This is a genomic window from bacterium, from assembly GCA_035703895.1.
GTDB lineage: Bacteria > Sysuimicrobiota > Sysuimicrobiia > Sysuimicrobiales > Segetimicrobiaceae > Segetimicrobium.
In genome coordinates this window covers 15,523-41,258 of sequence record DASSXJ010000033.1, presented here as the reverse complement: position 1 = coordinate 41,258, position 25,736 = coordinate 15,523, and the positions used below count along the sequence as shown (strand labels likewise).

28 protein-coding genes are annotated in these 25,736 nt (G+C 67.8%); 5 read left to right on the top strand and 23 right to left on the bottom strand.

What is annotated here, in order from left to right:
- The 3 genes from VFP86_02580 to VFP86_02570 all read right to left on the bottom strand — a co-directional run.
- Window positions 1-336, bottom strand: a 336-nt coding sequence (locus VFP86_02580; protein HET8998512.1) for a hypothetical protein, incomplete at its 3' end; no start/stop codon positions are given.
- On the bottom strand, window positions 333-1,211 hold the full coding sequence (locus VFP86_02575; GenBank protein HET8998511.1) for a hypothetical protein: 879 nt from the start codon (window positions 1,209-1,211) through the stop codon (window positions 333-335). The genes VFP86_02580 and VFP86_02575, both read right to left, overlap by 4 nt.
- Before the next feature lie 42 nt (window positions 1,212-1,253).
- The gene (locus VFP86_02570; protein ID HET8998510.1) at window positions 1,254-2,126 is read right to left on the bottom strand and encodes a M48 family metalloprotease; all 873 of its coding nucleotides are present in this window, start codon (window positions 2,124-2,126) and stop codon (window positions 1,254-1,256) included.
- 121 nt (window positions 2,127-2,247) lie between these two features.
- Between VFP86_02570 and VFP86_02565 the strand changes: the two genes are divergently transcribed.
- From VFP86_02565 to VFP86_02555, 3 genes are read left to right on the top strand one after another with little or no spacing between them, the layout of a single operon-like run.
- Complete coding sequence (locus VFP86_02565) at window positions 2,248-2,925, top strand: molybdenum cofactor biosynthesis protein MoaE (protein ID HET8998509.1); 678 nt, start codon at window positions 2,248-2,250, stop codon at window positions 2,923-2,925.
- Complete coding sequence (locus tag VFP86_02560) at window positions 2,909-4,510, top strand: HD domain-containing phosphohydrolase (GenBank protein ID HET8998508.1); 1,602 nt, start codon at window positions 2,909-2,911, stop codon at window positions 4,508-4,510. Before VFP86_02565 ends, VFP86_02560 begins: the two co-directional genes overlap by 17 nt.
- A 30-nt stretch (window positions 4,511-4,540) precedes the next feature.
- The gene (locus VFP86_02555; protein HET8998507.1) at window positions 4,541-5,197 is read left to right on the top strand and encodes a hypothetical protein; all 657 of its coding nucleotides are present in this window, start codon (window positions 4,541-4,543) and stop codon (window positions 5,195-5,197) included.
- Here the strand turns inward: VFP86_02555 and VFP86_02550 are convergent.
- From VFP86_02550 to VFP86_02495, 12 genes are all read right to left on the bottom strand, one after another.
- Window positions 5,170-5,550, bottom strand: a complete 381-nt coding sequence (locus VFP86_02550; GenBank protein HET8998506.1) for a hypothetical protein — start codon at window positions 5,548-5,550, stop codon at window positions 5,170-5,172. The two genes, VFP86_02555 and VFP86_02550, sit on opposite strands and share 28 nt — an antisense overlap.
- Window position 5,551: 1 nt before the next feature.
- A complete protein-coding gene (locus tag VFP86_02545) occupies window positions 5,552-6,388 on the bottom strand; it encodes an LptA/OstA family protein (protein HET8998505.1) in 837 nt (278 codons plus the stop codon).
- A 42-nt stretch (window positions 6,389-6,430) separates the two neighbouring features.
- Window positions 6,431-7,300 (bottom strand): 2-oxoacid:ferredoxin oxidoreductase subunit beta, encoded by an 870-nt coding sequence (locus tag VFP86_02540; GenBank protein ID HET8998504.1) that lies wholly within the window; start codon window positions 7,298-7,300, stop codon window positions 6,431-6,433.
- The gene (locus VFP86_02535) at window positions 7,293-9,059 is read right to left on the bottom strand and encodes a 2-oxoacid:acceptor oxidoreductase subunit alpha (protein ID HET8998503.1); all 1,767 of its coding nucleotides are present in this window, start codon (window positions 9,057-9,059) and stop codon (window positions 7,293-7,295) included. Before VFP86_02535 ends, VFP86_02540 begins: the two co-directional genes overlap by 8 nt.
- A gap of 262 nt (window positions 9,060-9,321) precedes the next feature.
- Window positions 9,322-10,404 (bottom strand): Mrp/NBP35 family ATP-binding protein, encoded by a 1,083-nt coding sequence (locus tag VFP86_02530; GenBank protein ID HET8998502.1) that lies wholly within the window; start codon window positions 10,402-10,404, stop codon window positions 9,322-9,324.
- A gap of 146 nt (window positions 10,405-10,550) precedes the next feature.
- Entirely contained in the window at window positions 10,551-10,769 is a 219-nt protein-coding gene (locus VFP86_02525) for a hypothetical protein (GenBank protein ID HET8998501.1), read from the bottom strand.
- Window positions 10,770-10,914: 145 nt separating this feature from the next.
- On the bottom strand, window positions 10,915-11,592 hold the full coding sequence (locus VFP86_02520) for an SRPBCC family protein (protein HET8998500.1): 678 nt from the start codon (window positions 11,590-11,592) through the stop codon (window positions 10,915-10,917).
- Between the two features lie 17 nt (window positions 11,593-11,609).
- Window positions 11,610-12,587 carry a methionine synthase gene (locus VFP86_02515; GenBank protein HET8998499.1) on the bottom strand — a complete coding sequence of 326 codons (978 nt, stop codon included), beginning with the start codon at window positions 12,585-12,587 and terminating at the stop codon, window positions 11,610-11,612.
- Window positions 12,584-13,558, bottom strand: coding sequence for a methylcobamide--CoM methyltransferase (locus tag VFP86_02510; GenBank protein ID HET8998498.1), 975 nt, complete (start codon window positions 13,556-13,558; stop codon window positions 12,584-12,586). The genes VFP86_02515 and VFP86_02510 overlap by 4 nt, the downstream gene beginning before the upstream one ends.
- Before the next feature lie 21 nt (window positions 13,559-13,579).
- Window positions 13,580-14,740, bottom strand: coding sequence for an acyl-CoA dehydrogenase family protein (locus VFP86_02505; protein HET8998497.1), 1,161 nt, complete (start codon window positions 14,738-14,740; stop codon window positions 13,580-13,582).
- 79 nt (window positions 14,741-14,819) lie between these two features.
- Entirely contained in the window at window positions 14,820-15,044 is a 225-nt protein-coding gene (locus tag VFP86_02500) for a NifU family protein (GenBank protein ID HET8998496.1), read from the bottom strand.
- Between the two features lie 25 nt (window positions 15,045-15,069).
- Window positions 15,070-15,477, bottom strand: coding sequence for an iron-sulfur cluster assembly accessory protein (locus VFP86_02495; GenBank protein HET8998495.1), 408 nt, complete (start codon window positions 15,475-15,477; stop codon window positions 15,070-15,072).
- 378 nt (window positions 15,478-15,855) lie between these two features.
- Here VFP86_02495 and VFP86_02490 point away from each other — a divergent pair, with 378 nt between their 5' ends.
- Window positions 15,856-16,215 carry a hypothetical protein gene (locus VFP86_02490; GenBank protein ID HET8998494.1) on the top strand — a complete coding sequence of 120 codons (360 nt, stop codon included), beginning with the start codon at window positions 15,856-15,858 and terminating at the stop codon, window positions 16,213-16,215.
- 85 nt (window positions 16,216-16,300) lie between these two features.
- On the opposite strand, the gene moeB is transcribed toward VFP86_02490, so the two are convergent.
- Window positions 16,301-17,476 (bottom strand): molybdopterin-synthase adenylyltransferase MoeB, encoded by a 1,176-nt coding sequence (moeB, locus tag VFP86_02485; GenBank protein ID HET8998493.1) that lies wholly within the window; start codon window positions 17,474-17,476, stop codon window positions 16,301-16,303.
- A 286-nt stretch (window positions 17,477-17,762) separates the two neighbouring features.
- Here moeB and VFP86_02480 point away from each other — a divergent pair, with 286 nt between their 5' ends.
- Window positions 17,763-18,779, top strand: a complete 1,017-nt coding sequence (locus tag VFP86_02480; GenBank protein ID HET8998492.1) for an NAD(P)/FAD-dependent oxidoreductase — start codon at window positions 17,763-17,765, stop codon at window positions 18,777-18,779.
- 7 nt (window positions 18,780-18,786) lie between these two features.
- Here VFP86_02480 and lipA read toward each other — a convergent pair whose 3' ends face one another.
- From lipA to def, 7 genes are all read right to left on the bottom strand, one after another.
- Window positions 18,787-19,665: a lipoyl synthase gene (lipA, locus tag VFP86_02475; GenBank protein ID HET8998491.1), complete on the bottom strand. Its 879-nt coding sequence runs from the start codon at window positions 19,663-19,665 to the stop codon at window positions 18,787-18,789.
- A 29-nt stretch (window positions 19,666-19,694) separates the two neighbouring features.
- Window positions 19,695-20,984 (bottom strand): dihydrolipoamide acetyltransferase family protein, encoded by a 1,290-nt coding sequence (locus tag VFP86_02470; GenBank protein ID HET8998490.1) that lies wholly within the window; start codon window positions 20,982-20,984, stop codon window positions 19,695-19,697.
- Window positions 20,985-21,012: 28 nt separating this feature from the next.
- Window positions 21,013-21,996 carry an alpha-ketoacid dehydrogenase subunit beta gene (locus tag VFP86_02465; protein ID HET8998489.1) on the bottom strand — a complete coding sequence of 328 codons (984 nt, stop codon included), beginning with the start codon at window positions 21,994-21,996 and terminating at the stop codon, window positions 21,013-21,015.
- Between the two features lie 2 nt (window positions 21,997-21,998).
- The gene (locus tag VFP86_02460) at window positions 21,999-23,027 is read right to left on the bottom strand and encodes a thiamine pyrophosphate-dependent dehydrogenase E1 component subunit alpha (GenBank protein HET8998488.1); all 1,029 of its coding nucleotides are present in this window, start codon (window positions 23,025-23,027) and stop codon (window positions 21,999-22,001) included.
- Window positions 23,028-23,145: 118 nt separating this feature from the next.
- Window positions 23,146-24,552 carry a dihydrolipoyl dehydrogenase gene (gene lpdA, locus VFP86_02455; protein ID HET8998487.1) on the bottom strand — a complete coding sequence of 469 codons (1,407 nt, stop codon included), beginning with the start codon at window positions 24,550-24,552 and terminating at the stop codon, window positions 23,146-23,148.
- Window positions 24,549-24,968, bottom strand: coding sequence for a DUF2203 domain-containing protein (locus VFP86_02450; protein ID HET8998486.1), 420 nt, complete (start codon window positions 24,966-24,968; stop codon window positions 24,549-24,551). The genes lpdA and VFP86_02450 overlap by 4 nt, the downstream gene beginning before the upstream one ends.
- Window positions 24,965-25,510 carry a peptide deformylase gene (def, locus tag VFP86_02445; protein ID HET8998485.1) on the bottom strand — a complete coding sequence of 182 codons (546 nt, stop codon included), beginning with the start codon at window positions 25,508-25,510 and terminating at the stop codon, window positions 24,965-24,967. The genes VFP86_02450 and def overlap by 4 nt, the downstream gene beginning before the upstream one ends.
- Window positions 25,511-25,736 lie beyond the last annotated feature (226 nt).

Sequence of the window (25,736 nt, the reverse complement as noted above, 5' to 3'; positions counted from 1 at the left end):
GGCCGAGTACCATAGGTCGCCCCCGAAGTGCACGATGCATCCGGGGCCCGGGCCGGGAAACCGCCGCAGGCGGGCCGCAAACGCCAGACACTCTCGCGGGTTGAAGATGCGTTCGAACACATCCGCCTGTCTGGCAAACGTGGCTTCTTGACCGCTCGCCCACTGACACGGCGGCAAAATGAGGGACACGGTCAGGGGCAGCCCCCTGGACGCCGCCCATCCCTTCGCGGCCCGGGCCATCGGGATCGCCAGGTACGAGACTTCGCCCGGGCTGTTCGCGACGAGGACGAGCTCGCGAGAATGCATGGAGCGATTATACACCGCCTGCGCGGTCATCGCACGATCCAGAATGCCTGCGACCACGCCGTGCGGCCGGCGGCCCCCACGCACTCCACGCGTACAAACCCTTCGGTTCCATCGGGGCCGTACGCGGCCTGGGGTCCCGGCCGCTCGTACCGGGTAGTCCCGTGCGCATCGAGGAATCGGATGCGCCGGGCGTCCGTCGCGCAGACGATCGTGCCGTCGTGGACGCCGAATTCGGCGTGGGGGCCCGTGGACGCCACGAGGGCGCGTGTACGGAGCGCGCCGAGGAATGCCTCCTGGGTCACGGCGGCGGTCTTGGCCATCACCCACCCCGTGTTAAAGTCCCTCTCCCGATGAAAGTCGTCCACCGCCACGCCCCCGACGGGAGCCGCCGGACCGCGCGCGGCCTGCACCGTGGCCCACCGCTCCACGTCCGTGCGGGAAGCACTGTGGTGGTTGCTGATCTCGATGAGGTGATACCCGCGGAGCGCGATCATCTCCGCGAGGATCCACCGGCCCGTCCAGAGATTCCCGGTCCACCCCGGATGGTGCAGGGAGACGACGCCGCCGGCGGCGATGGTCGCATCGATCGCAGCCTGGGCGCCGCGCACGTCAAGCCGCCCCGGCGCCCCGATCCGGCCCAGATGGGGCCCCAGCGGCCGGAATGGACGGCCGATGGCCGTCTCTGCGCCGGGGAGGGCCAGAAACGCGCCGTCGTTCAGATCGTCGCACGTGGTCACCCGTTCGTGGTCGGTGAACACGACAAAGGTGTACCCGGCGGTCCGGTAGCGCTCGAGCAGCCCGCGCGGAGCGAACGTCCCGTCGGAATTGGTCGTGTGGCAGTGGAGCTGCGCCTTGCGGTACTGACCAGGGGCCGCGTACGGATCGGCGATCCTGAGCGGCGTCACCCGCAGATCATTCGGGGACGGCGGGAGCTCCCCTGTCGCTCATTACCTGTCGCCGGAGACAGTAGAGTGGGGCGCCGTCTGGGCGGAGGACGGCTTCACCGCGGGCCCAGGGGCGGGCGCCGGGGCCTCGGGACCGGCCACTTGATAGCCCATCTGATGCAGCTGAGCCCGGAGCGCTTTGATCCGGTCGGGAGTGTCCGGGTGGTCTTCAAACGCATGCGCCAGGGCGGGCTGGGTTTTGTCCAGGCGCTGCAGGCGTTCAAAGAAGCTGATCGCCGCGGAGGAGTTGAAGCCGGCCTTCTGCGCATAAATTACGCCGTAGCGGTCGGCCTCGAACTCCTTGTCCCTTGAATACTTCGCGTCCACGAGACCGCGGGCGATCTGCGAAAGCTGGTAGGCGGTCCAGCTCCCGCCGAAGACGAATTGCGTCAGCAACACCGCGCCGAACTGAACCTCCAGGTCTCGCTGCGCGAGGTCCACGGCGTGGCGGTGCGCGACGTGCGTCGTTTCGTGCCCCAAGATGAACGCGAGCTCGTCTTCGGACTTCACAAACGTCAACAGCCCTTGATCGACAAACACGAATCCGCCGAGCACGGCGAAGGCATTCACGCTCTTGTCGCGGACGATGTGGTACGTCCAGGGAAGATTGGGCCGCTCCGAGACGTGGGCGAGGCGCAACCCGATTCCCGCCACATAACTGGTAAGGCCTGGGTCGTCGACGAACCCCGGCTTCTTGGCGACCTCGGCTTCGACTTGACGTCCAAGCTGGATCTCCTGCTGCTCGCTCATGCTGAAGAGCTGGGCGTGGGCGGTGGGCACCGGCATAGGCGGGACCATCGGGGTCAACGTCAGCGCAGTGACCGCGGAGGCGAGCATCAACCATTGGAATCGCATCTTCGTCATCACCTCGAACACACCGCCACGCCTCCTTACTACGGTCGGCGCCCGGCCAGGAGTTCCACGACATATATTACCCAGTTCGGCGCCGGCGCGCCCAGACCGTGGCCTAGCCTATGGTACAATCGGGGCTGTGAAAGTGCGGGTGCGGCTCTTTGCATCGTACCGCGAAGCGGTGGGCGCCTCCCAAATCGAGCTCGCCCTCGAGGGCGGAAGCCGGGGACAGGCGGTGTGGACGGCGCTCGTGAATCGCTATCCCGCCCTGGCGCGCCTGCCCGAACCGTCGGGGTACGCGGTCAACGACGAGTACGTGGACGGCGGTCGCCCCCTCCACGATGACGACGAGGTGGCGTTAATCCCGCCGGTGAGCGGCGGAGGCGGCGACGAACGACCGGCGCGCCCGCCCCTGATCGAGCTCACCGACGGGCCCATCGCGTTCGACCGCCTCGTGCGAGAGGTCGCCGATCCTCGCGCGGGCGCGGTCGTGCTATTTTTGGGCGTGGTCCGCGACAATGCGCGCGGCCGGCGGGTCGACCACCTCGAGTACGAGGCATATGAAGTCCTGGCGCGGCGGGAGATGGAGAAGATCGCGTCGACGATCATGTCCCGGTGGCCGGCGACCCGGGTGGCCATGATCCATCGGACGGGGCGGCTCAACGTCGGAGACACCAGCATCGCGATCAGCGTCTCGGCGCCCCACCGGGCCGAGGCATTTGACGCCGCACGGTTCGCCATCGATACGCTGAAGCTCACCGTCCCGATTTGGAAGAAGGAGATCTGGGTAGGTGGGGAGGCTTGGATTGGCGCCGAAGGATGACGGCGACGTGACGCTCGGGGCCGACGGGTCCGCCGGCGCGGGCGAGGCGCCGGCCCCCCGCGCCGTCCCCTTGTTTAGCGATCAGCTCCGACACCTCCCCCTCGTCGTTGGCGCGGCGACCGGCCTGTATTCGATGGCGCTCCTGTGGGGAGCCCACCAAGGGTGGAACGCCGCCGCCGCGGCCCTGTCAGGCCTCGTCGGCGGACTGGCGCTCGCGTACAAGATCTCCCCGATCGTCTCGTACGCGGGGTACCTGTTCGGTCTCTTGAGCGTGAGCCTTGCGGTTGGCGCCGTGGACCTGGGGGCCCTCGCGTACGGTCCGTGGATCGTGCTGGGTGGAGCCCTCTTCCCCACCTGGCCGGCGTGCGCCGGGCTCGCGGCCGCCGACGTGGTGAGCCTCTGGGTCGGACTCACGACCGGACGCCCGCCCGCGCCGGTGGCCCTGATCGCGTCGGCCGCTGCGCTCGTCCTCATTCAAGCGGCAACGGTCTTCGTCTCACGAGAGGGGCGGGCGCGAAGCCATCTTGCGCTCACGGACCCGTTGACCGGCCTCGCCAACCGGCGGCTGCTCGACTGGCGGCTTGCGGAGGAATTGTCGCAGGCGGAGCGCGCAGACGGCACCTTCGCCCTCGTCTACCTCGCCCTTCAGGGCTTCCGCGAGGTCACCGTGCGAGCGGGACGGCGTGTCAGCGACCGGATCCTCGTCCAGATCGCGCAGATCCTCAGGGACACGACGCGCGCCCACGACGTCGTCGCCCGGTTGGAAGGAGACGAGTTCGCGATTCTGGCCCCGGGTCTCGGCGAAGCCGGCGCGGCCGCCGTCGTCGAGCGGATTCGCGCCGCGGTCGCGCGCGCCACGAACTTCCCCTACCCGGTCCGGCTCGCGGCCGGGTGGGCGCTCGCGCCCAGCGACGGGGCGGACGCGACCGCGCTCGTCGAGACGGCGGCGGCGGGCGCATTCGAGCAAAAGCTGCACGCCCGCTCGGCCGGCCCCGCCCTCCCCGTGGAGCTGATGACGGCGCTCTGGAGCCTCCCCGAGGGCGCGCAGCAGTTGGTTCGGCTGCTGCACTCCGAAGGGATCGAGCTGGAAGAACACCTCAGCCGGGTGGGCCGGTGGAGCCTCGAGCTCGGCCAGATGGTCGCGCTCGACCCTGCCCGGCTGGCGGCCCTCGCCCAGGCGGCGCTGGTACACGACGTCGGGAAACTCGTGATCCCGCGGTCCCTGCTGCGTAAACCCGGTCCGCTCACCCCGGACGAGCACGCGATCCTCGTCCGGCACGTCACCGACGGCGTGGCGTTCCTGCGCGCCCTCGCGGTCGACGATGCTGTCGTCGCGATCGTGGCCGCCCACCACGAACGCTGGGACGGGACGGGGTATCCGGAGGGTCTGGCGGGAGGCCAGATCCCGCTGGAGGCCCGGATCCTAGCCATCGCCGATGGCTGCGATGCGATGACCGAGCGCCGCCCGTACCGAAAGCCGTGGACCGTCGATGAGGCGATCGCGGACGTGCAGCTCGAGGGGGGGCGGCAGTTCGACCCGGACCTGGTCAACCTGATCATCCCGGTCCTGTCGGCCCCGGAGTAACGAAGGCATCGCGTTCCGAGGAGGTCCACGATGACACGCGTCGTGGCGGCCATCGTCGCGGGCGTCTTTGCGCTGCTCACGCTGCCGCTCACGCCGGCCGGCGCCCAGCGCGCGGGGGAGAGCTGGCGGCCGCTGATCCCCGGCCTCAAGGCGCAGCTGGCCGCGAAACCGGACCCGGAGGCCGCGCTCCGGCTGGCGATGGTCTATGCGCATGAAGGGCTGCTGATCGATTGGTGGCACACACTGAAGCAGATTGACCGGATGATCGGCGGCGACACCCGCCGGGAAGCCTTCTCCCGCCAGATCATGGGTGGGGCCGCGGCGAACGTCAAGCGGGATCCGGGCAACCTCTTGGCTCGCTACGAGTTGGGGTTCGCATCGTGGTTCGTCGAACGCGATCACCACACGGCGTTGCAAGAGTTTCTGGAGATCACGCGGCAGGATCCGCGCAACGCCATGAACCACGGATATCTCGGGTATGTCTACGCGGACCGCGAGGACGCCAAGAACACGATCGCGCAATGGGAGAGCAGCGTGCGGCTCGATCCCGGCAACAGTGCGATCCGGTACTTGCTGGGGACCGCCTACAGCCGGACCGGCCGCACACGCGACGCGGCGGTGCAGTTTGCCCTCGCCTACAAGGATCGCACCGTGTACAACTACGTCACGCGCGGCGAACTGCCGTAGCGGCGTCTGCGGAGGACGAGCAGGACCGCGATCCCCCCGGCGAGCGCCATCCCCATCCACGGTACCCCGAAGACCGCGGCCACGACGACCTCCACCTCGAGCGAATGACGCACGCCGTGCATGAGGCCGATGGTCCGGTCCGTGCCGATGCGCGCCCACGCCGTAGCCGCCGAGGCCAAGAGCCGGGGGGCCGCGCCCCCGCCTGCCCACCAAGCCGCCATCGCACCGGCGACGACGGGAGACGCAAGGGTCACCCACGCCACGCCGCCGCCCATGGCGGCAAGCGCATCGAGCCCTTCAAAGACGACGACGGCGGCCGCAACCGCCGCCAACCAGCGGGTGACCAGCCCCATCCTATGGGGACGAGGAATCGTCTCGATCGCTGAAGGTCATGCGGGTCGCGCCCTCGGCGACGAATCGCTTCACCCGGTAATACACCGTCAACCGGTCGGCGAGCAGCCGTCCCTGCTGGCGGGAGACGGTGACGTGGCCGGTAAACACCGCTGTGGCCCGGGCGAGGTCGATCGTCGCGTCCGCCCCTGTCACCGAGGCATCGTAGATCTCCGCGTCGACGGGGCCGGTCACCAGCGCCTGCCCGCTCTTCCTAGACACATCGATCCGGGTTCCCCGGATCCGCCCGTCCCGGTTCTGGATCGTCGCCGGGGTCGCGCCCTCCCCGCGAACGACCGCGTGCTGCGGGTCGTCCTCATAGGTGATCAGCGCGCCGGTGACGATCAGGTCCGGCTGGGAGAACGCGGTCGCGTGCCCGGCGGCGGTCAGACGGTTGTGCTGCCGGTCGGCGACAATGCGGTCGGCCAGGAGCGCGTACGAGCGGGTCTCAACCGAGGCGCCGCCGGTGAGCACGATCTCGGTCACCCGTGACTCGTTGACCACCGTGATCATCGCCACCTGCGCCGAAGCCCGTCCCCTCTCGTCGGTGACGGCGACGTGCCCGGTAAACGTCGCGGTGCCCTTCGGCCGGTAGATCCGCAGGGCGTCGCTCGCGACGCGGAGGGTCCCGTAGACGACGGCCACGTGCCCGGTGGCCACAAGCGTGGTCCCGCTGTTGTCGATCCGCACGTCGTCGGCGTTCACGCTCGCGGGGGCCGAGGACGGCGGCGCGGCGACCGCACCGATCCCCAACCACCACATCCCGGCGAGCACGCCCAGGGTGGCGGCGAGCGCCCGCATCACATCAGCCGCCGGATGCGGAGGCGGGATCCACCCGCTTTATTAGAAGAACTCCCGCCGGAGCGCGTCCGCCTGCGCACGAGTGAGCGGCTGGAGGGTCCGCTTGGCGATAGGCCCGGCTTTGAGCTCCGAGACCTGTTCCTCGTAGGTTGGCTGGCCCTCGACCTGGTAGAGGATCCCGATCGGGATCTTCTCCCCCCACTCCTGCGCCTTGTGCCAGGCGGCGTCCCGGTCTGCGGGGTTATGCCCCGCCTCCTCGAGCTTGTACACGCGCTCTCGATAATAGTCATAGGTGTTGATCTTGTTGTAGATCACGCACGGCTGGAGCACGTCGACGAGCGCGTACCCCTTGTGCTGGATCGCCGCCATGATCAGCTTGGCCAGGTGCTTGGGATCGCCTGAGAACCCGCGCGCCACGAACAACGCGCCGCCGTTGATCGCGGTCGTGAGCGGGTTGAACGCGATCTCGATGCTCCCCTCGGGCGTGGTGCTGGTGATGAACCCCCGCTCGCTCGTGGGCGCGTACTGCCCTTTGGTCAGGCCGTAGACCATGTTGTTCTCGGCGATATGGACGATGTCGGGGTTCCGCCGCATGATGTTGAGGAAGTGATTCCCCCCGATGCCGTACCCGTCCCCGTCGCCGGTGATGCAGATCACGTTCAGGTCGTGGTTCGCGAGCTTGGTGCCCATGGCGACCGGGAGGGCCCGACCGTGGATCGTCGTGAACGCGTTCGCGTTCATGTAGTCCGGCAGCTTGCTCCCGCAGCCGATGCCCGAGAAGAACATCACCTCGTGCGGGTGGATCTCGAGCTGCGCCAGCGCGCTCTTAACGGCGTTCAGGATCCCGTAGTCCCCGCACCCCGGGCACCACGTGACCTTGATCGGGTTGTTGAAGGTCTTGACATCAAGCATGAACTTTGGCCTCCTCCAGCTTCTCGATGATGTACTCGGGGCTGAGCGGCCGGCCGTCCCACCTCAGGATCATGCGATCGGCCCGGCGGCCGGTCATCGCCCGCACCAGGTGGGCGAACTGGCCGCTTTGGTTGCCTTCCACGGCCACGAGCTGGCGCGCCGCCTCGATCAGCGGGGTCGCCTTCGCCTCCGGGAACGGCCAGATGTCGACGAAGTGCAGGAGGTTGGTTCGCGTTCCGCTGGCGTTCAGCAGATCGACGGCCTCCCGCATCGCCCCGTAGGTGCTCCCCCACCCCATCAGGGTGATCCCGGCCCCTTCGGGCCCGTAGAGCGTCGGTTCGTGGAGATCCTCGACGATGTTCTGGAACTTCCGCCACCGTTTCCCGGCCATCTTCAGCCGGTTCGCCGGATCCTCGTCCTCAAAATGGCCGTACTCGTCGTGCTCGTCGCTGCACGCCTGATGCACCGCTTTCGGATGGCCGGGGAGCGCGCGGGGCGAGATGCCGCTCGGCGTATCGCGGTATCTCAAGTAGGGTTCGCCGAGGCGGTCCAGTTGCTCAGCGGTGAGCAGCTCCCCTCGATCGATCTGCACGCGCTCGATCGGAAACTCGGTGGGCATCAGCGTCCGCATCATCGTGGTGAGGTAGAACTCGGTCATCACGATCACCGGACACTGCCACTTCTCCGCCAGGTTGAATGCCCGCACGGCGGTGTGGAAGCACTCCTCCTGGGTGCCCGGGGCCAGGACGATCCGCGGAAACTCGCCCTGACTCGCGAACAGGGCAAACAGCAGATCTCCCTGCTCGGTCTTCGTCGGCATCCCGGTCGACGGGCCGGGCCGCTGCGCCTCCACGATCACCACCGGAACCTCGGCCATGCCGGCCAGCCCGAGCGCCTCCACCATGAGCGAGAACCCGCCCCCGCTCGTGGCCGTCAGCGCGCGCGCGCCCGCATTGCCGGCGCCGATCGCGAACAAGATGGCGGCGATCTCGTCCTCGGTCTGCTTGACGACGATGTCGAACTTCTTGGCGTGGCTCGCGATGTACTCGAGGATTGAGCTCGCCGGAGTCATCGGATACCCCGACATGAACCGGCAGCCCGCAGCGACCGCCCCCATCCCGATGGCCTGGTTCCCGTTGAGCAGCATCCGGTCGGGGCGCTCCCCCAGCGGCGAGACCTTCCAGTCGAACGACCCGGCGTACTTGTCCCGGCCCACCTTGTACCCTTCCTCGGCGACTTTGAGGTTGCCCTGGACGACCGCATCACCCTTGCGCATGAAGTTCCGCCTGATCACGTCCGCCACGAACTCGAAGGGGTATTCGATAATCCCGGCGAGCGCCCCCAGACCGCAGGTATTGGCCATGATCTTGTTGCCGCCGAGGTCTTGAGCGATCTTCGTGAGCGGCATGCTGAACAGTTGCACGTTGCGGCGGGTCACGGCGTCGTGGTCGAACTTCAGGGTATCGTCGAACATCAGCGCGCCGCCCTCCACGATGTGCGGCCCGTAGTTGGTCACCGCCTCGGGGCTGAACGCGAGCAGGACATGGACACCCTCGGTGTGGGCCCACAATGGGTGATCGGCGACCCGGATCTGGAAGAAGTTGAGCCCGCCGCGGATCCGGGACATATACTCGGTGTAGGTATGGAGCCAGAGCCCCCCGTGGCTGAGCGCCTGCGCGAAACCCGCGCCGCCGGACTCCACGCCCTGCCCCGCTTCGCCTCCGAGCCTGATCGTCATGTCGTTGATCCGTTTTGCCACGCCCTTCTCACCCCCGCTTGAGGCCGGGCGTTCCGCGCGGATCTTCTGCGCCCTCGTGAGGCGCCATCCTCGCGGTTCACCCGATTCTATCGTGTCACTCTCTACGGCCTACTAACTTCCCCGCTTCTCCCGGGGAGCCCTGCGGCGATTCGGACACTGCGCCGCCGCCGCCCAACGGAAACGTCTGGGGCCGCACGAAGTTCTCGATCTCGCCGTTCACTGGGGCCGGGGTCATCGTACTCACGGCGTCCAAAATGCGGGGTTACGCGTGCCCTCTGAGGAGCGCATCCGCGATCTGCACGAACACCTGCGCCGACGGCGCGTCGGGGTCGGTGAGCACCACCGGCTGCCCACGGTCGCCTCCCTCGCGGATCGCCGGGTCGAGGGGGATCAATCCCAGCAGCGGAGCGCCGATCATCTCCGCGAGCCGCGCGCCCCCGCCCTGCCCAAAGATGTACGACGGCTCGGCGCCGGGAGCGCTCAGGTAGTAGGACATGTTCTCGACCACCCCGACGACCGGCATGTTGACCTTTTCCGCCATGCGGGCCGCCCGGTACGCGACGTTCGCCGCCGCCGGCTGCGGGGTGGTCACGATCAGCATCTCGGCCCTCGGCAACGTCTGCGCGATGGTCAACGAGACATCGCCGGTGCCCGGCGGAAGATCGATCAGCAGGTCCTGCGTGTCACTCCAGTACACCTCGCTCAGGAACGTGGTCACGGCCTTGTGGAGCATCGGCCCACGCCAGATCACCGCCTCGTTCTCGTCGACCATGAAGCCCATCGACATGACGCGAATGCCCTCGCGTTCCAGCGGGATGATCATCTGGTCGATGACCGTCGGCCGCCCCTTGACCCCCAGCATGTGCGGGATGCTGTAGCCGTAGACGTCGGCGTCGGCGATGCCCACAATCCGCTTTCGCCGCGCAAGCGCCGCCGCCAGATTCGTGGTCACCGTAGACTTGCCGACCCCACCCTTTCCGCTGGCGATGACGAGGATGCGCGTCGTGGAGGTCGGCGACAGCAAGGGAGACTGCTTCTGCGGCCCGGGCCGCAGCTGGCCGATCAGCGCCTGGCGCTGCTCCTGGGTCATCACCCCGAGATGCACATCCACCTGCGCCACGCCGGGTAGCGTCTGAACCTTGGTCTTGATGGACTCGATGATCGTCTCCCGCAGCGGGCACCCGCTGATCGTGAGCAGCGCGTCGACCCGGACCGTCCCGTCGTGGACTACGATGTCTTTGACCATATTGAGCTCCACGATGCTGCGGTGGAGCTCCGGGTCCATGACGTCGCGAAGGACGTCCATCACCGCTTCCTTGCTGACGGCCGACTTTCGGGCAAACACGGGCTCCTCCTCACACCGGGCGGGTGCAGAAAGCCTTGCACTGGGAACTGGGCCGTGGGCGTCCTGGCCGCGGGCGGTTGAGAGTAATTATCACTTTCATAAGTAGCGTAACACCGGCCCTCCGGGGGTGTCAAGGGAAGTGCCGCCTAGGGACCGGCGGCCGCCACCCGGTTGTGCCGCGACCATCCCGCGAGCAGCCCCAAGGATATCCAAAAACCCAGCGACCCGTTGAGACAGAGTTCGAATTGCTGTGCCAGGTTCGTCTTCATCGATGCGAGTTTTGACTGAAGATCCGCGTTTGCCGCATCGAGGGCGCGTACGGCCCCGGTCAATTCGCCCTTGCCCTGGGAGAGCCGTAGGAGCACCGCGGTATCGGGGGGCCGACGGGGTGGCGTTGGAACGGTCGTCGCGTCTGTCACGTCATTTGAGACTTCAGTTTTGACGCCTGCACTCCTCCCATCGAAGGTCCCCACTGAAGATGCTTGTGCGTGGATCGCGGCCTTCGCGGGGCTAACAAGCGGGAGAGGGTCCCTGCCCCGGCGATCCGGGCGCCCGTCCGCGACCGCGGCGCCGGCGCCGCCGGCGGCGCTTGCCGGACCGTGTGGGCTCGGTCGATGGTCTCGCATCAGACCCCGGAGGTGACGCAGGCGCCTCCGGCGGCGGCGCCGCCGGGGCAACCGCCGCCGGGGTCGGCTCCGCATCATCCTCCTCGGGTTCCAGTCCCGCGGGTGCGGCGGCAACCCGGTCGACCCGGCGGGCCGGCGCCTTGCGCTCTGCCGCCAACTTGATCCGGTCGAGCATCCGCTCCACAAACTGGGTGAGAAACTGCCGGGCCGCTTCGTCTGAAATCATGGGGATCCCCGGATCGACCTCGAGGCGGTAGCGCACCTCGGTCCCGTCCTCGACGCTGGCGAGCGCGAAGGACCCGCTGAGCCCCCGAAGCGTCCCGCGAACCTGTTTGAACTCCATGGCGTGGGGGGGGTGGAGGGCGATTCGGAGAACCGACTCAACCGGCAGGCCGATCAGGTAACCGGTCAGCGTGATGACGTGCGCGCTTCGATGCTTCTCGACCGGTTCCGCCAGCATCCAGAGCGGCGCACCATATCGGGGAAGATATTCCGCGCGGCCGATGTGTGCGAAAACCCGGTCGGGGGACGCGCGGACGACCCGCCGTGCCTCGACCGCGATGGCCGTGGGCGTCGCGGCTATCGGGCCAGCTCCTCCCGAACGCGCCGGGCGCCTTCCACCATGGAGGTGAGTTTCGCGACGGTCTCATCGATCGTCCTGGTCTTGAGGCCGCAGTCCGGCGTCACGTAGACTTGAGGCAGCGGGATCACCTTGAGCGTCCGGCGGATTCCGTCCACGACCTCTTCAGGCGTCTCCGTGCGATGACTGTGCGCGTCGAGGACGCCGAGCCCGATGTCCTTGGTGAACTTCGGAGACTTGAACGTGTCCAGCAGCGCGTACTCCTCGTTCTTGAGCGCGAGGTCCAGCTGGTCCACTGCGAGGCGCAGCATCGCCGGGTAGATGCGGGGGACATCCCCATAGCAGACGTGTGAGATCGTATACGCCTTCAGCCCCTTCGTGACGATCTCCATGGCTTCGACGGCCAGGTCGAAGTCCGCATCCGGCCTGGTGTGAATGGCGGGTTCGTCGATCTGGATGTACCGAGCCCCCGCGCGTTCGAGGTCGACGGCCTCATCGTGGATCGCGCGGGCGAGTTCGAGCACCAGTTCGCGGCGGGTGGGGTAATGCTCGTTGAACGACCACTCGGCGATCGTGTACGGCCCGGTCAGCATCCCCTTCACCGGCCGGGAGGTCAGGCTCTGCGAGTACGACCACCACTCCACGGTGATGGGCCCGCGCCGCCCGACCGGCGCCACGACCGCGGGCTTCGGGTAGTATCGATTCCCATACGACCGCACGATCCCGGGGATGGCGAACCCGTCCATCTGGTCCGCAAAGTAGGCCACCATGTCCCCGCGGTACATCTCGCCGTCCACGAGGATGTCGACCCCGATCTCCTCCTGGCGCCGGATCCACTCCTCCGTGGCCCGCCGCTCGAGGTCCCGAAACTCTCCCGCATCGATCTGCTTGCGCGCGTGCTTCCGCCGGGCTTCTACTAGATAGGGCGGTTTGGGGAAACTGCCTACCGTCGTGGTGAGTAGGATCTGCTCCGTCATGCGGCTCCCTCCCGGAACCGGCGGGCGCCCGCCGCCAGGACCTCTAGCTTCCGTTGGGCCACTTTTCGCGGCAGGAACTCGAGCCCCGCGCTCGGCCCCACGTGCAGGTGGTCCGCTGGGACGATCTCGGCGGCCCGGCGGCATGCGTCGGCGACCGCCTCGGGCGTCTCCATCTTGGTGTTCCGCGCATCCACGATGCCGAGGCCCAGCTGCTTGGTGAACTTCGCCTTCCGCAGCACGTCCCAGTTTTGGGCGCCAGCGACGAAGTCGAGACCGAGGATATCGACCGGGAGGTCGAGGATCGCCGGGTACAAACCGTCCACGGGCCCGAAATAAGTATACAGCGCCCGCTCCGCGGTCACCCCGTCCCACAACACGTCCATGGCGCGCCGGAAGAGAGGAAATCGGTCGCGATGAGTCAGCAGGCCGGGCTCGTCCACCTGAATCACCGGCGCGCCGGCGGCGGCCAGTGCCCGGAGTTCCTGGTTGAGAGAAGAAGCCAGGGCCATGACGAACTGGTCCTGGTTCCCGTAGAACTCATCCCGGCTCAGGACGGCCAGGGTGAACGGGCCGCTCACGACCGGCTTGACCGGCCGCTGGCTGCGGGCCGCGGCAAACGTGTAATCGGCGACGCTGATGGGCGCGCGCCACGCGGTCTCCCCGATCGCGATGGGCTGCCGGAAATACACGTTCGTGTCAAAGTACCGCTGCAGGCCGTTGATCGAGAACCCCGCGAGGCCGCGTGTGAAATAGGTCTGCCCGTCCTCCCACCGAATCTGCCCGTCCGTCACGATGTCGATCCCCGCGCGATCCATCTCCGCGAGCACTTCCGCCGTGACCTCTTCCTCCACGCGGCGCATGTCCTCCGCGGTGATCTCGCCCCGCTGGAGCTTCTCGACGCTTGTGCGCCACCGCCCCGGAGCCGGGGGATCAGGAATCTTCGGATAGCTTCCTACAACCGTCGTCTTCACGCGCTGCGCCTCCAACCCGCCTTAGACTAGGACCTCGCGCGCGATCAGCATCCGCTGCACCTCGGAGGTCCCCTCTCCGATTTCGCAGAGCTTCACGTCGCGGTAGATCCGCTCGACCACATAGTCCTTGATCAATCCATAGCCTCCGTGGATCTGCACGGCCTTGGAGGCCGCCCGAGAGGCCGCCTCCGACGCGTACAGTTTCGCCATCGAGCTGTGCTGCCGGTGGGGCAGCCCGGCCGCCGCTCGTGAGGCGGCTTCCATCACGAGCAGTTCGGCGGCGTCGAGCTCGGTGACCATGTCCGCCAGCATCCATTGAATCGCCTGGAACCCGGCGATCGTCCGGCCGAACGCCCGCCGCTCGCTGGCATAGGCGATCGATGCCTCCAGCGCGGCCCGACCGAGCCCGAGCGCCATCGCGCCGATCCCGATCCGGCCCCCCTCCAGCACGCGCAGCGCGTCCCGATAGCCGTCGCCCGGCGCGCCGAGCATCGCATCCGGGGCCGCCTCGCAATCCTCCAGAACGACCTCGGCGGTGTCGCTCGACCGGACCCCGAGTTTGTCCTCGTGCTTCCCGACGCGCAGCCCCGGGGTCCCGCGCTCTACGAGAAACGCCGAGATCCCCCGAGATCCGGCCTCCGGATCGGTCCGGGCCATGATCACATACACCCCGGCCAGGCTGCCCTGCGTCACGAACACCTTGGTGCCGTTCAGCACCCATCGGGTGCCGCGCCGCACCGCGCGTGTGGCGAGCGCTGCGGCATCGCTGCCCGAGCCCGGTTCGGTCAATGCCCACGCCCCCAGGGCCTGGCCGGACGCGAGGCGGGGCAGGTAGGTTCGCTTCTGCGCGTCGGTCCCCGCGAGCACGATGTGACCCGAGCAGAGCGAGTTGTGGGAGGCGACGGTGAGCGCGACGCCGCCGTCCCCCCACGCGATCGCCTCGATCGCCAGGGCCAGGCTGACCGTGTCGAGGCCCGAACCGCCGTACTCTTGGGGAATGGTCATCCCGAGGAAGCCGAGTTCCGCCAGTTTGGGGATCAGCGCGGTCGGAAATGTTCCCTCCGCGTCCCACGCGCGCGCATGGGGGCGTAACTCCCGGGCTGCGAACGCGCGTGCCGTATCCCAGATCAGGCGCTGTTCCTCGCTGTACTCGAAGCGCACGCCCGGTCGCCTCCCCGTCACATCCTCCGAAAGCAAAAGCCTCTCACGCGCTACATGTGAGAGGCTCAGGGTTCCTCTCGTGCGCCCGCGGTCGCGATAGCTAAAAGGGCGCCGACTCGACTGCCTTGATCTCGGGGACCTGCTCCTTGAGCATCCGCTCGACGCCGGCTTGGAGCGTCATCATCGAGTACATGCAGCCGACGCATGACCCGGCCAGCCGGATCTGCACGACCCCGTCGACGACGTCGATCAACTCGAGGTCGCCGCCGTCTTGCTGGACATAGGGCCGGATCTGGTCGAGGACCTTCTCGACCCGCGCGTGCAGGTCGGAGGTCTCCGCGGTCGCCTGGCTAGTCTGTTGATCCATGCTCGTGATCCTCCTCGCCGCAGGGGTCCGCCTGCCCGTGGTCGTCCGCGGTCTTGAACGAGTGGCCGCACCCGCAGGTGGACACGGCATTCGGGTTGCGAATCGCAAACCCTGTGGCTGTCACCGATGCGACGTAATCGATCTCCGCGCCCCGAAGAAGACGCGAACTGGTCTTGTCGACGAGGAGGCGCACTCCGCCTCGCTCAATGATCTCGTCGTCCGCATCGGGCGAATCGAACGCCATGCCGTACGAAAACCCATCGCATCCGCCCTGCTGGATAAACACGCGGAAGCAGAGATTGGGTTCGTTCTGCTCCGCGAGCATCTCCTTGAGCTTCGCAATCGCGCTGTCGGACACGGTCACGGTGGGTCGGCCCACCTCGATGGACACAGAGAATCACCTCGTCTCAATGGGGCAACGCTTTGCGCGGCCCAACCCTATTTTATCCGTCGCCGGCGGGCTTTGTCAAACGAAAATGCCCGTGGAACGCATCGGCATGTGATGGCCGGGAAGGGCATGCGCTTTTCGTTCATTTTCGTCCGATCCCGAAGGATCCCGCCTGCGGACGCACGCGATCGCGGACGCATGGGGGATCGACGGGTCTTTATCAAATCTGCACGCCCGCCTCATACGCTCGAGGGTGAGCACCTGATCAAACGAAGGAGGTGACGTGGATGAAAGCCGTCGCGCTGGGTGTCGTGATGATCGCCACTGCTGTCCTGGGGCCGGGGTGGGCGCAGGCCCAGCAAATGGTCCCGCATGACGTAGATGATGATGCACGGAAAGGCGCTCGAGGGCGTGGTGACTCGCGTGCGCTTCGTCTCCTGCGGGAGCACGCCGCAGACCTGCCAGGGGATTATCGAGATCACCCCGGCCGAGTCGGGGGCTATGATGCAGCATCCCGAGGCGGGCACGGCGATGCAGCATCCCGCGGCCGGCGATCATATGATGATGGCGCATCCGGTGACCGTGATCGTGATCCCGGGCGGAGGGCTCATCTGGCAGAACGGTGCCATCCCGCTCACGCGGCTGCACCCCGGAGACCTCGTGAAGCTGGAGTACACCGAACTGAGTAACATGAACGTCGTGACGACCCTGACGATGACCGGCATGGGAGCGCATATGTAGCCGGTCCACCCGCGAAACGTCATGAGGGGGAGTGGCCCACGGCCACTCCCCCTCGACACTCGGTACGGTATCCGAACCGGCCCGGCTATTCGGTAGGAAGCTGGGCGTTCATCCAGGCCAGGATCCCACCGCTGAGGTTGAGCGCCTTCGCATATCCCTGCTCACGAAGAAATGTCACCGCTTTGGCGCTCCGCCCTCCGGATTTGCAGTAGACCACAACCGGTGTCTCCCGGTCGATCTCTCCGTGCCGCACCGGCACGTCGCCCAACGGGATCAGCCGGCAGCCCGGGATGTGCGCCTCATCGTACTCCCAGGGCTCGCGGACGTCCACCAATTGCACCCCGCCGCGATCGAGCAAGGTCTTCGCCTCCTCGGGCGAGACCTGCGGGACCGGCGCCTGCGCCGGGGTCGCCGGGCGGTCGTGCGCCGGCATGCCGCAGAACTGCTCGTAGTCGATCAGCGCGCGAATCGTTGGCTGGTCGCCGCACACGGGGCACTGCGGGTTCCGGTTCCAGCGCACGACGCGCGTCTCCCCCTCGAGGGCGTCGAAGATCAGCAACCGGTTCGCCAGGGTCTCTCCGACGCCCAGCAGCACCTTCAACGTCTCGAGGGCCTGCCGGCTCCCCATGAAGCCGCACAGCGCCCCGAGAATGCCGCCTTCGGCGCAAGACGGCACCGCTCCCGGTGGGGGCGGGGTCGGGAACAGGCACCGGTAGCAGCCGCGGCCCGGCAGAAACGTCGTGGCCTGGCCTTCCCACTTGAGAATGCTGGCATCCACGAGCGGCTTGCCGAGCAGGACGCAGGCGTCGTTCACCAGGTAGCGCGTCGGAAAGTTGTCGCTGCCGTTGATCACGACGTCGTAGGGGGCAAGCACGTCCAGCGCGTTCGCGCTCGTGAGCACCGTTTGATACGGCACCACAGTCACGTCCGGGTTCAGTTCCCCCAGCGTCTTCCGCGCCGATTCGGTCTTGGGCCGGCCCAGGGCCGATGTAGCGTGCAGGATCTGCCGGTGCAGGTTCGTCAAGTCCACCTGATCGCCGTCCACGATCCCGATCGTCCCCACGCCCGCGGCCGCGAGGTACAGCGCCGTTGGGGACCCCAACCCGCCGGCCCCGATGATCAAGACCTTGCTCTCGAGGAGCCGAGCCTGCCCCTCGACGCCCATCTCCTCCAGAATGATCTGGCGCGAGTAGCGCTCCATCTGCGTCTCGGTGAGCCGCGGAGCCTGCGCCCGCGCCTCAGCTACTCTTGTCGTCGCCATCGATCTTCCTCCATCTTGGGATCCGGCCCGCGTGGTCCCAAGTCGTGTACGTCCCAACGATAGGGCCAGCCCCATACCCTGTCAAGAAAGGAGAACGCGCGGACGCCCCCCGGACTTCCCACGGCGTGGGGGGTCGGGCGGGGAGGCGCCCCGGCATCCCGAAAACGTGCCCGGCAGGGTGTATAATGTCCCGTGGCCCAATCTGACCGGGCCGCCCCGACGTAGGGCATAGTAGAAGTGGAAACGCGTACCGATGGGAACGCGTACCGAGCGGAGGATCTGAGAAATGCCAGCGGATGTGTTCGACGTCACCATCCTCGGCGGCGGGCCGGTGGGGCTCTACGCCGCGTACTACTCCGGGTTTCGCGCGCTCCGGACCAAGATCATTGAGAGCCTCGGCGCCCTGGGCGGCCAGGTCACCGCGCTCTACCCGGAAAAGTGGATCTACGATGTGGCGGGGTTCCCCAAGATCCTGGGCCGCGAGCTGGTCGACAACCTCGCGGAGCAGGCGATGCAGTACACGCCGACCGTGTGCCTCGGCGAGACGGTGGGGACGCTCACGGCGCAGCCCGATGGCACGATTCATCTCGCCTCGGAGGGAGCGATGCACGCGACGCGGACGGTCCTGATCACCGCGGGCATCGGGGCCTTTCACCCCAAGACGTTCAAGAATCCGCTGATCGATGGATTCGAAGGCAGGGGACTGTACTACTTCGTCCGCAGCTTTCAGGATTTCAAGGACAAGCGCGTCTTGATCGTCGGCGGTGGGGACTCCGCCGTCGACTGGGCGCTCGGGCTCATCGGAATCGCCCGGTCGATCACCTTGATCCACCGCCGCGACCAGTTCCGGGCGTTTGAGGACTCGGTGCAAAAGCTTCACACGTCGCCCGTGCAGGTGAAGACCTTCTACGAGCTGCGCCGTCTCGAGGGCGGAACGCAGGTCGAGCGGGCGGTCATCTACCAGAACAAGACCAACACTGAAGAGTCGCTCGAGGTGGATGCGGTGATCGCCTCGCTGGGGTTTTTGAGCACCCTCGGGCCGATCCAGGGATGGGGCCTCGAGCTGGAACACGACAGCATCCGGGTCAACACGCGGATGGAGACGAACGTGCGAGGCGTGTACGCCTCGGGGGATGTCGTCACCTACCCGGGCAAAGTCAAGCTGATCGCGACCGGGTTTGGCGAGGCCGCGACCGCGATCAACAACGCCACCGCGTACCTGAACCCGAAGGCGAGCGTCTTCCCGGGCCACAGCAGCTCACAGGACGTGCACACCAAGCAGAAGGCGCCGGTCGGAACCTAGCGTCTCGTCACGGCGCCGCAGGAATCGCGCCCGCCCCGACCGCCTGCTCATCGGCGTGGTAACTGCTGCGCACGAGCGGCCCGGACTCGACGTGGCGGAATCCCATCGAGACCCCCTCGTGTTTGAGCGCGGCGAACTCCTCGGGACGGTAATAACGGGCGATCGGATGGTAATCCTTTCCCGGGCTCAGGTACTGTCCGATCGTGAGGATCTCGCACTCGACATCCCGAAGGGCCCGCATCGTCGCCAGCACCTCGTCCCAGGTCTCCCCTAAGCCCACCATCATCCCGCTCTTCGTCACCCAACGCCCGGCCTGCGCCTTCGCCTGGGCGAGCAGATCGAGCGACCTGCGGAAGTTCCCGCCGGCGCGCACGGCCCGAAACAGCCGCGGGACGGTCTCGATGTTGTGGTTCAGAATGTCGGGGCCGGCGTCGAGCACGGTGCGCAGCGCGTCCGCATCCCCCTTGAAGTCCGGGATCAGCACCTCGACGGAGCACCGGGGGTGGCGTTCCCGGATCAGCCGGATCGTCCGGGCAAACATCGCGGCCCCTCCGTCCCGCAGATCGTCCCGGTCCACCGAGGTGATGACGACGTGGCGCAGGCCCATCGCGGATGTGGCCGCCGCCACGCGTTCCGGCTCCTGCACGTCCAACTCGGTGGGGAGGCCGTGAGCGATCGCGCAGTACGCGCAGTGCCGCGTGCAGACATTCCCGAGGATGAGGAACGTCGCCGTCCGCCGCTCCCAGCAGTCGCCGATGTTGGGACAGCGGGCCTCCTCGCAGACCGTGTGCAGCGCCTGGGTCCGCATGATGCCGACCAGCTCCCGAAAGTTGGGGCCCGTGGGGAGCCTTACCTTCAACCACTCCGGCCGTCGATCCAGACTCATTGTCGTCGCCGCCCTGTCTCCCGCCGAGGCTAAAACTCGGGAGACTCCCCCGCCGGGGCAAACCCCTCGAGCTGCTGCTTGATATGGTTGAGGAACCGCATCGCCACCGCCCCGTCGAAGACGCGGTGGTCGAACGCGATCCCGAGATGCATCACGTCGCGGATCGCGATCCCCTCGCCGACGACGACCGGCCGCCGGACGATCGCGTCCGCGGCCAGGATCGCCGCCTGTGGATAGTTGATGATCGGCATGGAGGTGATCGACCCGAACACGCCCGGGTTCGTCAGCGTGAATGTCCCGCCCGAGACGTCGTCGAGCGTGAGCTTTCCGTCGCGCGCGCGCTCGGCGAGTTGCGCGATCTCGGCGGCCAGGCCCACGACGCCCTTCTGGTCCGCATGCTTGATCACGGGCACGATCAACCCGTCGGGGATCGCGACGCCCACGCCGAAATGGATCGCGTGCTTGTAGAGGATGCCTTCCGGCGTGTACGTGGCGTTCACCATCGGATACGCCCTGAGCGCTCGGGCGGCCGCCCGCACGAGAAACGCGGTGAGGGAGACGTTGACACCCTCCCGGGCCTGCCAGGTCGCCTTATGCGCCTCCCGGTGCCGCACCAGCGCGGTGAGGTCCACCTCGATCGTCCCATAAGCGTGGGGGATCTCCCGTTTGCTTTGCGCCATGCGCTCGGCGATGGCCCGGCGCACGGGCGAGAACCGGTGAAGCTCATCCTGAGCCGCGCCCTGCCTGTCCCCCCCAGGGGAGGACGCGCGAGTCGCGGACGGGGACGGGGCGGCCGGCGCCTGTGATCGGGGCGATGCGCGTTGGGTCTCGATGTGCCGCAGCACGTCATCCTTGGTGATCCGGCCGCCCTCTCCGCTGCCCGGGATCGACGCCAGCTCCTCGGGGCTCAGCCGATGCTCCTCGGCCAAGCGCCGGACAAGCGGGGTCAGCCGCGGGGCCTGCGATCGGGTGTCCGGCGGCACGGGGGCGCGGGAGCGCCCGCCGTCGCCCATTGCCGGCGGCGCGGCGGGGCTCGATGGCTGTGCGATCCCGGGTGCGGCTGCGCGGGCCGCGGCGCCCCCCTGCTCTTCGATCACCGCGATCGCGGTGCCGACGACCACCGTCGTGCCTTCCTCGACGAGGATCTGCCGAAGCACCCCCGCGAACGGCGACGGCATCTCGACGTTCACCTTGTCGGTGTTCACCTCGACCAGCGGCTCGTACTTCGCGACCGCGTCGCCGGGGCGCTTGAGCCATTTGCCGATCGTCCCCTCGTGCACGCTCTCGCCGAGCTGGGGCATCTTGACCTCGGTGGGCATCCGCGAACTCCTCTGGGCCTCGAGCCGGTTAGTAGGCGGCGACCGCGCGCGCGGCGTGGACGATCTTCTCGGCCGAGATCATGAACCAGTCCTCAAACGGCTGGGAAAACGGCACCGCGGGCACGTCGGGACCGCAGAGGCGGGTGGGGGGAGCATCGAGGTATCGGAACCCCTCTTCGGCGATGGTCGCGGCGATCTCCGCGCCAAACCCGGCGAACCGGTTGTCCTCGTGCACGATGAGCGCGCGGTTTGTCCGCGCCACGCTCTCCAAGATGGTCTTCGTGTCGAGCGGGCGAAGCGTCCGCACGTCCACGACCTCGGCCTCGATCCCCTCCTGCTGGAGCTGGCCGGCCGCCCTGAGCGCCTCATGCGTCATCAGTCCGTAGGCAAAGATGCTGAGGTCGCGCCCGGGCCGTCGGACCACAGCCGGCCCGATCGGCACGGTGAACTCGGACTCGGGCACCTCCCCTCGGACCGAGCGATACATCTTCTTGTGCTCGAGGAACAAGACCGGATCCGGATCCCGGATCGCCGCCACCAGAAGGCCTTTGGCGTCCGCGGGCGTGTAGGGCACGACCACCTTGAGCCCCGGAATGTGCGCGTAGAACGCTTCGATGGACTGCGAATGATAAAGCGCGCCGTGCACGCCGCCGCCGTACGGCGTCCGGATGACGATCGGGCACGAGAAGTCGTTTCTCGACCGAAACCGCAACCGGGCAGCTTCGCTGAGGATCTGATCGAACGCGGGGTGAATGAAATCGGCGAACTGGATCTCGGCGACAGGACGGAGCCCGTTGACCGACATCCCGATCGCGACTCCGACGATGCAGGATTCTGCCAGCGGCGTATCGATCACCCGCGCCTCGCCGAAGGCCTCGTACAAGCCTTCGGTGACTCCGAACACGCCCCCCTTCCTTCCCACGTCCTCGCCGAGGATCACGATCGAGGCATCTCGGGCCATTTCCTCAGAGAGCCCGTCGTGGATCGCGTCGAGGAAACGCTTGTCGGCCACGGTTATGTCCCCGCGTCCGGCTCGAAGTAGACGTACCGGGTGGCGGTGGCGGGGTCCGGAAGCGGGGCCGCCTCGGCCAGCTCGGTGCCCTGGTCCACCTCGAGCTGGATCCGGACGCGGATCTCCTGCTCCCTGGCGGGGGTGAGGACCCCACGCTCGCGCAGCTCCGCCGTGAATACGCGGACGGGATCGTGCTCAGGGAGATGCGCGAGCTCTTCGGTCGACCGGTACTTCTCCTGACGGTCGTCGCTGCTGTGCGCGGTGAGCCGGGGGACGATCACTTCGAGCAGCGTTGGCCCCTCGCCCCGGCGAGCCCGCGCGACGGCCTGTCGGGCGGCGTCGTACACCTGCAGCACATGGCCCCCGTCTACCGTCACCCCGGGGATCCCGTACCCCGCGGCGCGGGCCGAGACGTTGGGCACCGCCATCTGTTTGCTCAGGGGGACGGAGATTGCATACCCGTTATTCTCGACCAGAAAGATGACGCCGAGCCGGTGGATCGAGGCGAAGTTGAGGGCCTCGTGAAAGTCGCCCTCGCTCGTCGAGCCCTCCCCGAACTCGGTCAGGCAGACCTCACCCGTGCCCCTCGCCTTTGCCGCATACGCGATCCCGGCCGCGTGCAGCAGTTGGGTGGCGACCGGGCTGCTGGTGGAAAGGATCTTGTGGCGGGAGTGCCCGTAGTGCCCGGGCATCTGACGGCCGCCGCTCGATGGGTCCGAGTCTCGCCCCAGCTGGATGAGAAAGATCTCGGAAGGCGGCATGCCTTTCAACAAGACGGCAGCCACAGACCGGTAGAACGGAACCAGCCAGTCCCGCTCGCGGTCGAGCGCGTACACCGCGCCGACTTGGGCGCCCTCGTGTCCTTGGCCGGAGATCACGAACGCGGCTTTCCCCGATCGCTGGAGGGCCCACATCCGTTCGTCCACGGCGCGGGCGAGGCAGACATAGTAGTACATCTCCAGCATCTGGTCGGGGGTGGGCTCCTGTCCCAGACGGGCAGAGGGGCGCGTCGTGGTCTCTTTTGCGCTCATGGAGCCTCCCTCATCGATGTGGCGCGGGGCCCGCGCCCGCCCGGGGAAGACTCTTCACCGCTTCGGAAGGGCGCTCCTCCCCTCGCGCGCGCGGGAGAGCGGGCGGCGAGGCCGGCGCCTACGCATGGACCGCGCGGCCGAGCGCGGCCAGCGCCGCTTCCTTGACGGCCTCCGAGAGCGTCGGATGGGCGTGCACCGACTGCCCGATCTCCAGCACCGTCGCTTCGAGGGACTTCCCGAGCACGGTCTCCGGCAACAGTTCGGTCACTTCCGGCCCTACCATATGGATACCCAAAATCTCTCCGAGCGCGCGGTCCGTGACAATCTTGACGAGACCCTCACGCCGCCCCAGGATCGCCGCCCGCGCATTCGCGCCGAAGGGGAAGCGGCCCACGCCGACGTCGTGCCCCCGCTCGCGCGCTTCGCGTTCCGTCAGCCCGCAGCTGGCCGCCTGGGGGATGGAATACGTGGCGCGGGGCATGAGCGTGGGATCGAGCGCGTGCGGCTCCCGGCCGGCGATCGCCTCCACCGCGACCGCGGCCTCGGCGTAGGCGACGTGCGCGAGGAGGAATCCCCCGATGAGGTCCCCGGCGGCTGAGATCGTGGGCACCGCAGTTCGCATCTGTGCGTCCACCGCCATCGCGCCCCGCTCGACCGCGAGCCCCACGACGTCCAACCCGAGGTGGTCGGTCACCGGCGCGCGGCCGACCGCGACCAGTGCGTATTCGGCCTCGATCGCGTCCTCGGTCTCACCGGCGCGGAGCGCGATCCGTACGCCCTGGTCTATGGCGGTGACTCCGGTGACGGCGGTCCCGGTCCGGATCGTGACACCGCGACGTCCGAGCTCCTTGGCCACGACTCCCGAAATGTCTTCGTCCTCCATCGGGAGGATCGTCGGCATCATCTCGATGAGGGTTACCGTTGTGCCGAACGCGGCGAAGAGGCTGGCGAATTCGGTGCCGACCGCCCCGGCGCCCAGGATCGCGAGCGAGCGCGGGACCGCGGATAAACGCAGCGCCCCGACGTTGTCGAGGACCCTCTGGTTGTCGATCGTGACGCCCGGCAGGCTTCGGGGCTGCGACCCCGTCGCGAGGAGGATGTGACGGCCCTCGAGGCTGACTTCCGAGCCGTCGTTGGCGGCGACGCGCACACGCGTCGGGCCGAGCAGGGTGCCGGTCCCCGGAAACACCGCAATCCCGTTCTTGCGCATCAGGAACTCGACGCCGCGAAAGTTCGTCGTGACCACTCGATCCTTGCGCCGCATCAGCTGCTCGTAGTCGAGCTGGACATCGGAGACGCGAATCCCCATCTCGGCCCCCGCCCGCATTTCCTCCAGGAGCTCCGCGGTGTACAGGAGCACCTTTGTGGGGATACACCCCACGTGCAGGCAGGTCCCGCCGAGTTTTTCGCGTTCCACCAGCGCCGTCCGAAGACCCAGCTGGGCCGCGTGGATCGCGCCGACATACCCCGCCGGCCCGCCGCCCACGATGATCAGGTCATAGGGGGGCCCGGGGGAACGGCTCATACGCGGTCCACCGGGAGTTGCGCGATGGGCTTGCGTCCGGCGAATCCTTCATCCGTTCCGTGCCAGAACTGGATCGCGGGTTCCCCCACCTTCCAGCAGAGAAACACGGTGCCGGCCCGCGCGCGAAACGGAAAGTCGATCAACCCCTGATCGAGATCGCGCAAGACGCATCCGATCGATTCGATCTCCTTGGCGGTGGTGACGAGGCGGCCGCCAAGCGCATCCAGCGCCCGCTGCTCGTCCCCGATGGTGGTCAAGACCGGTTCCCCGTGCTCGAGCCGCTGCCACAACTGGTCAATCCGCGCGCGCCGCACCACCGCGCTGTCACGGAATCGCCGGACCGTACCGATGAGCTCCGTGAGCCGGGGCAGGAGAGCCGTGGCCTCGCCGACGGTAAAATGGCGCACCGTGGTCACCGTCCCTGTGGGGCGCGCCGTCGCGGCCGCCGCCGCCGGATCAGGCGGCCGGGATCGGTGAACAGCACGCCGTTGAGGTGGTCGATCTCGTGCTGGAACACGCGCGCGAGCAGATCGCGGCCCCGCACCACGACGCGGCGCCCCCGCACGTTCCGTCCCCCCAGCTCGATTCGTTGCGCCCGACTGACCTCGCCGTAGACGCCCGGGATGCTGAGACAGCCTTCGATCCCCCGCTGCGCCCCCCCACGGCGGAGAAGACGCGGGTTGACGACCGCCATCGGGCCCGTCCCGATGTCGGCGACGACTACGCGCAGGGAAACGCCGATCTGAGGAGCAGCCAGCCCGATCCCGCCCGCCCGGCGCATGCTGAGGATCATGTCGGCGACGAGCTGCCGGATGCGTCGATCGACCACCGGCACCGCCCGGCAGCGCTTTCTAAGGATGGCGGCATCAGGATGACGGAGCGTGATGATGGGACGGGCGCGGCCGCGGATTCCGTTGATCGCGCTCCTTGTCAGCCCCGCCGCCGGTCGTGGGGTCACCGTGTCAAGGAGACATCACGCGACGCCGGTTCGGCAGATGGGCCCATGGACCGTGCCAACCCCCTCGGGGGCACACTCTTCCGCGACCCCCGGCGTACTGTTGGGGGCGGGCCGGGAAAACTCCTTGCCCGCTCTTAGGCCGCGCCGCGGCCGGCCACCGTGGCGCCGGTCGACGAGGGCGCGTATCCGGTTGTACGGCCGCCGCCCTCGGATTTTTGACCCATTC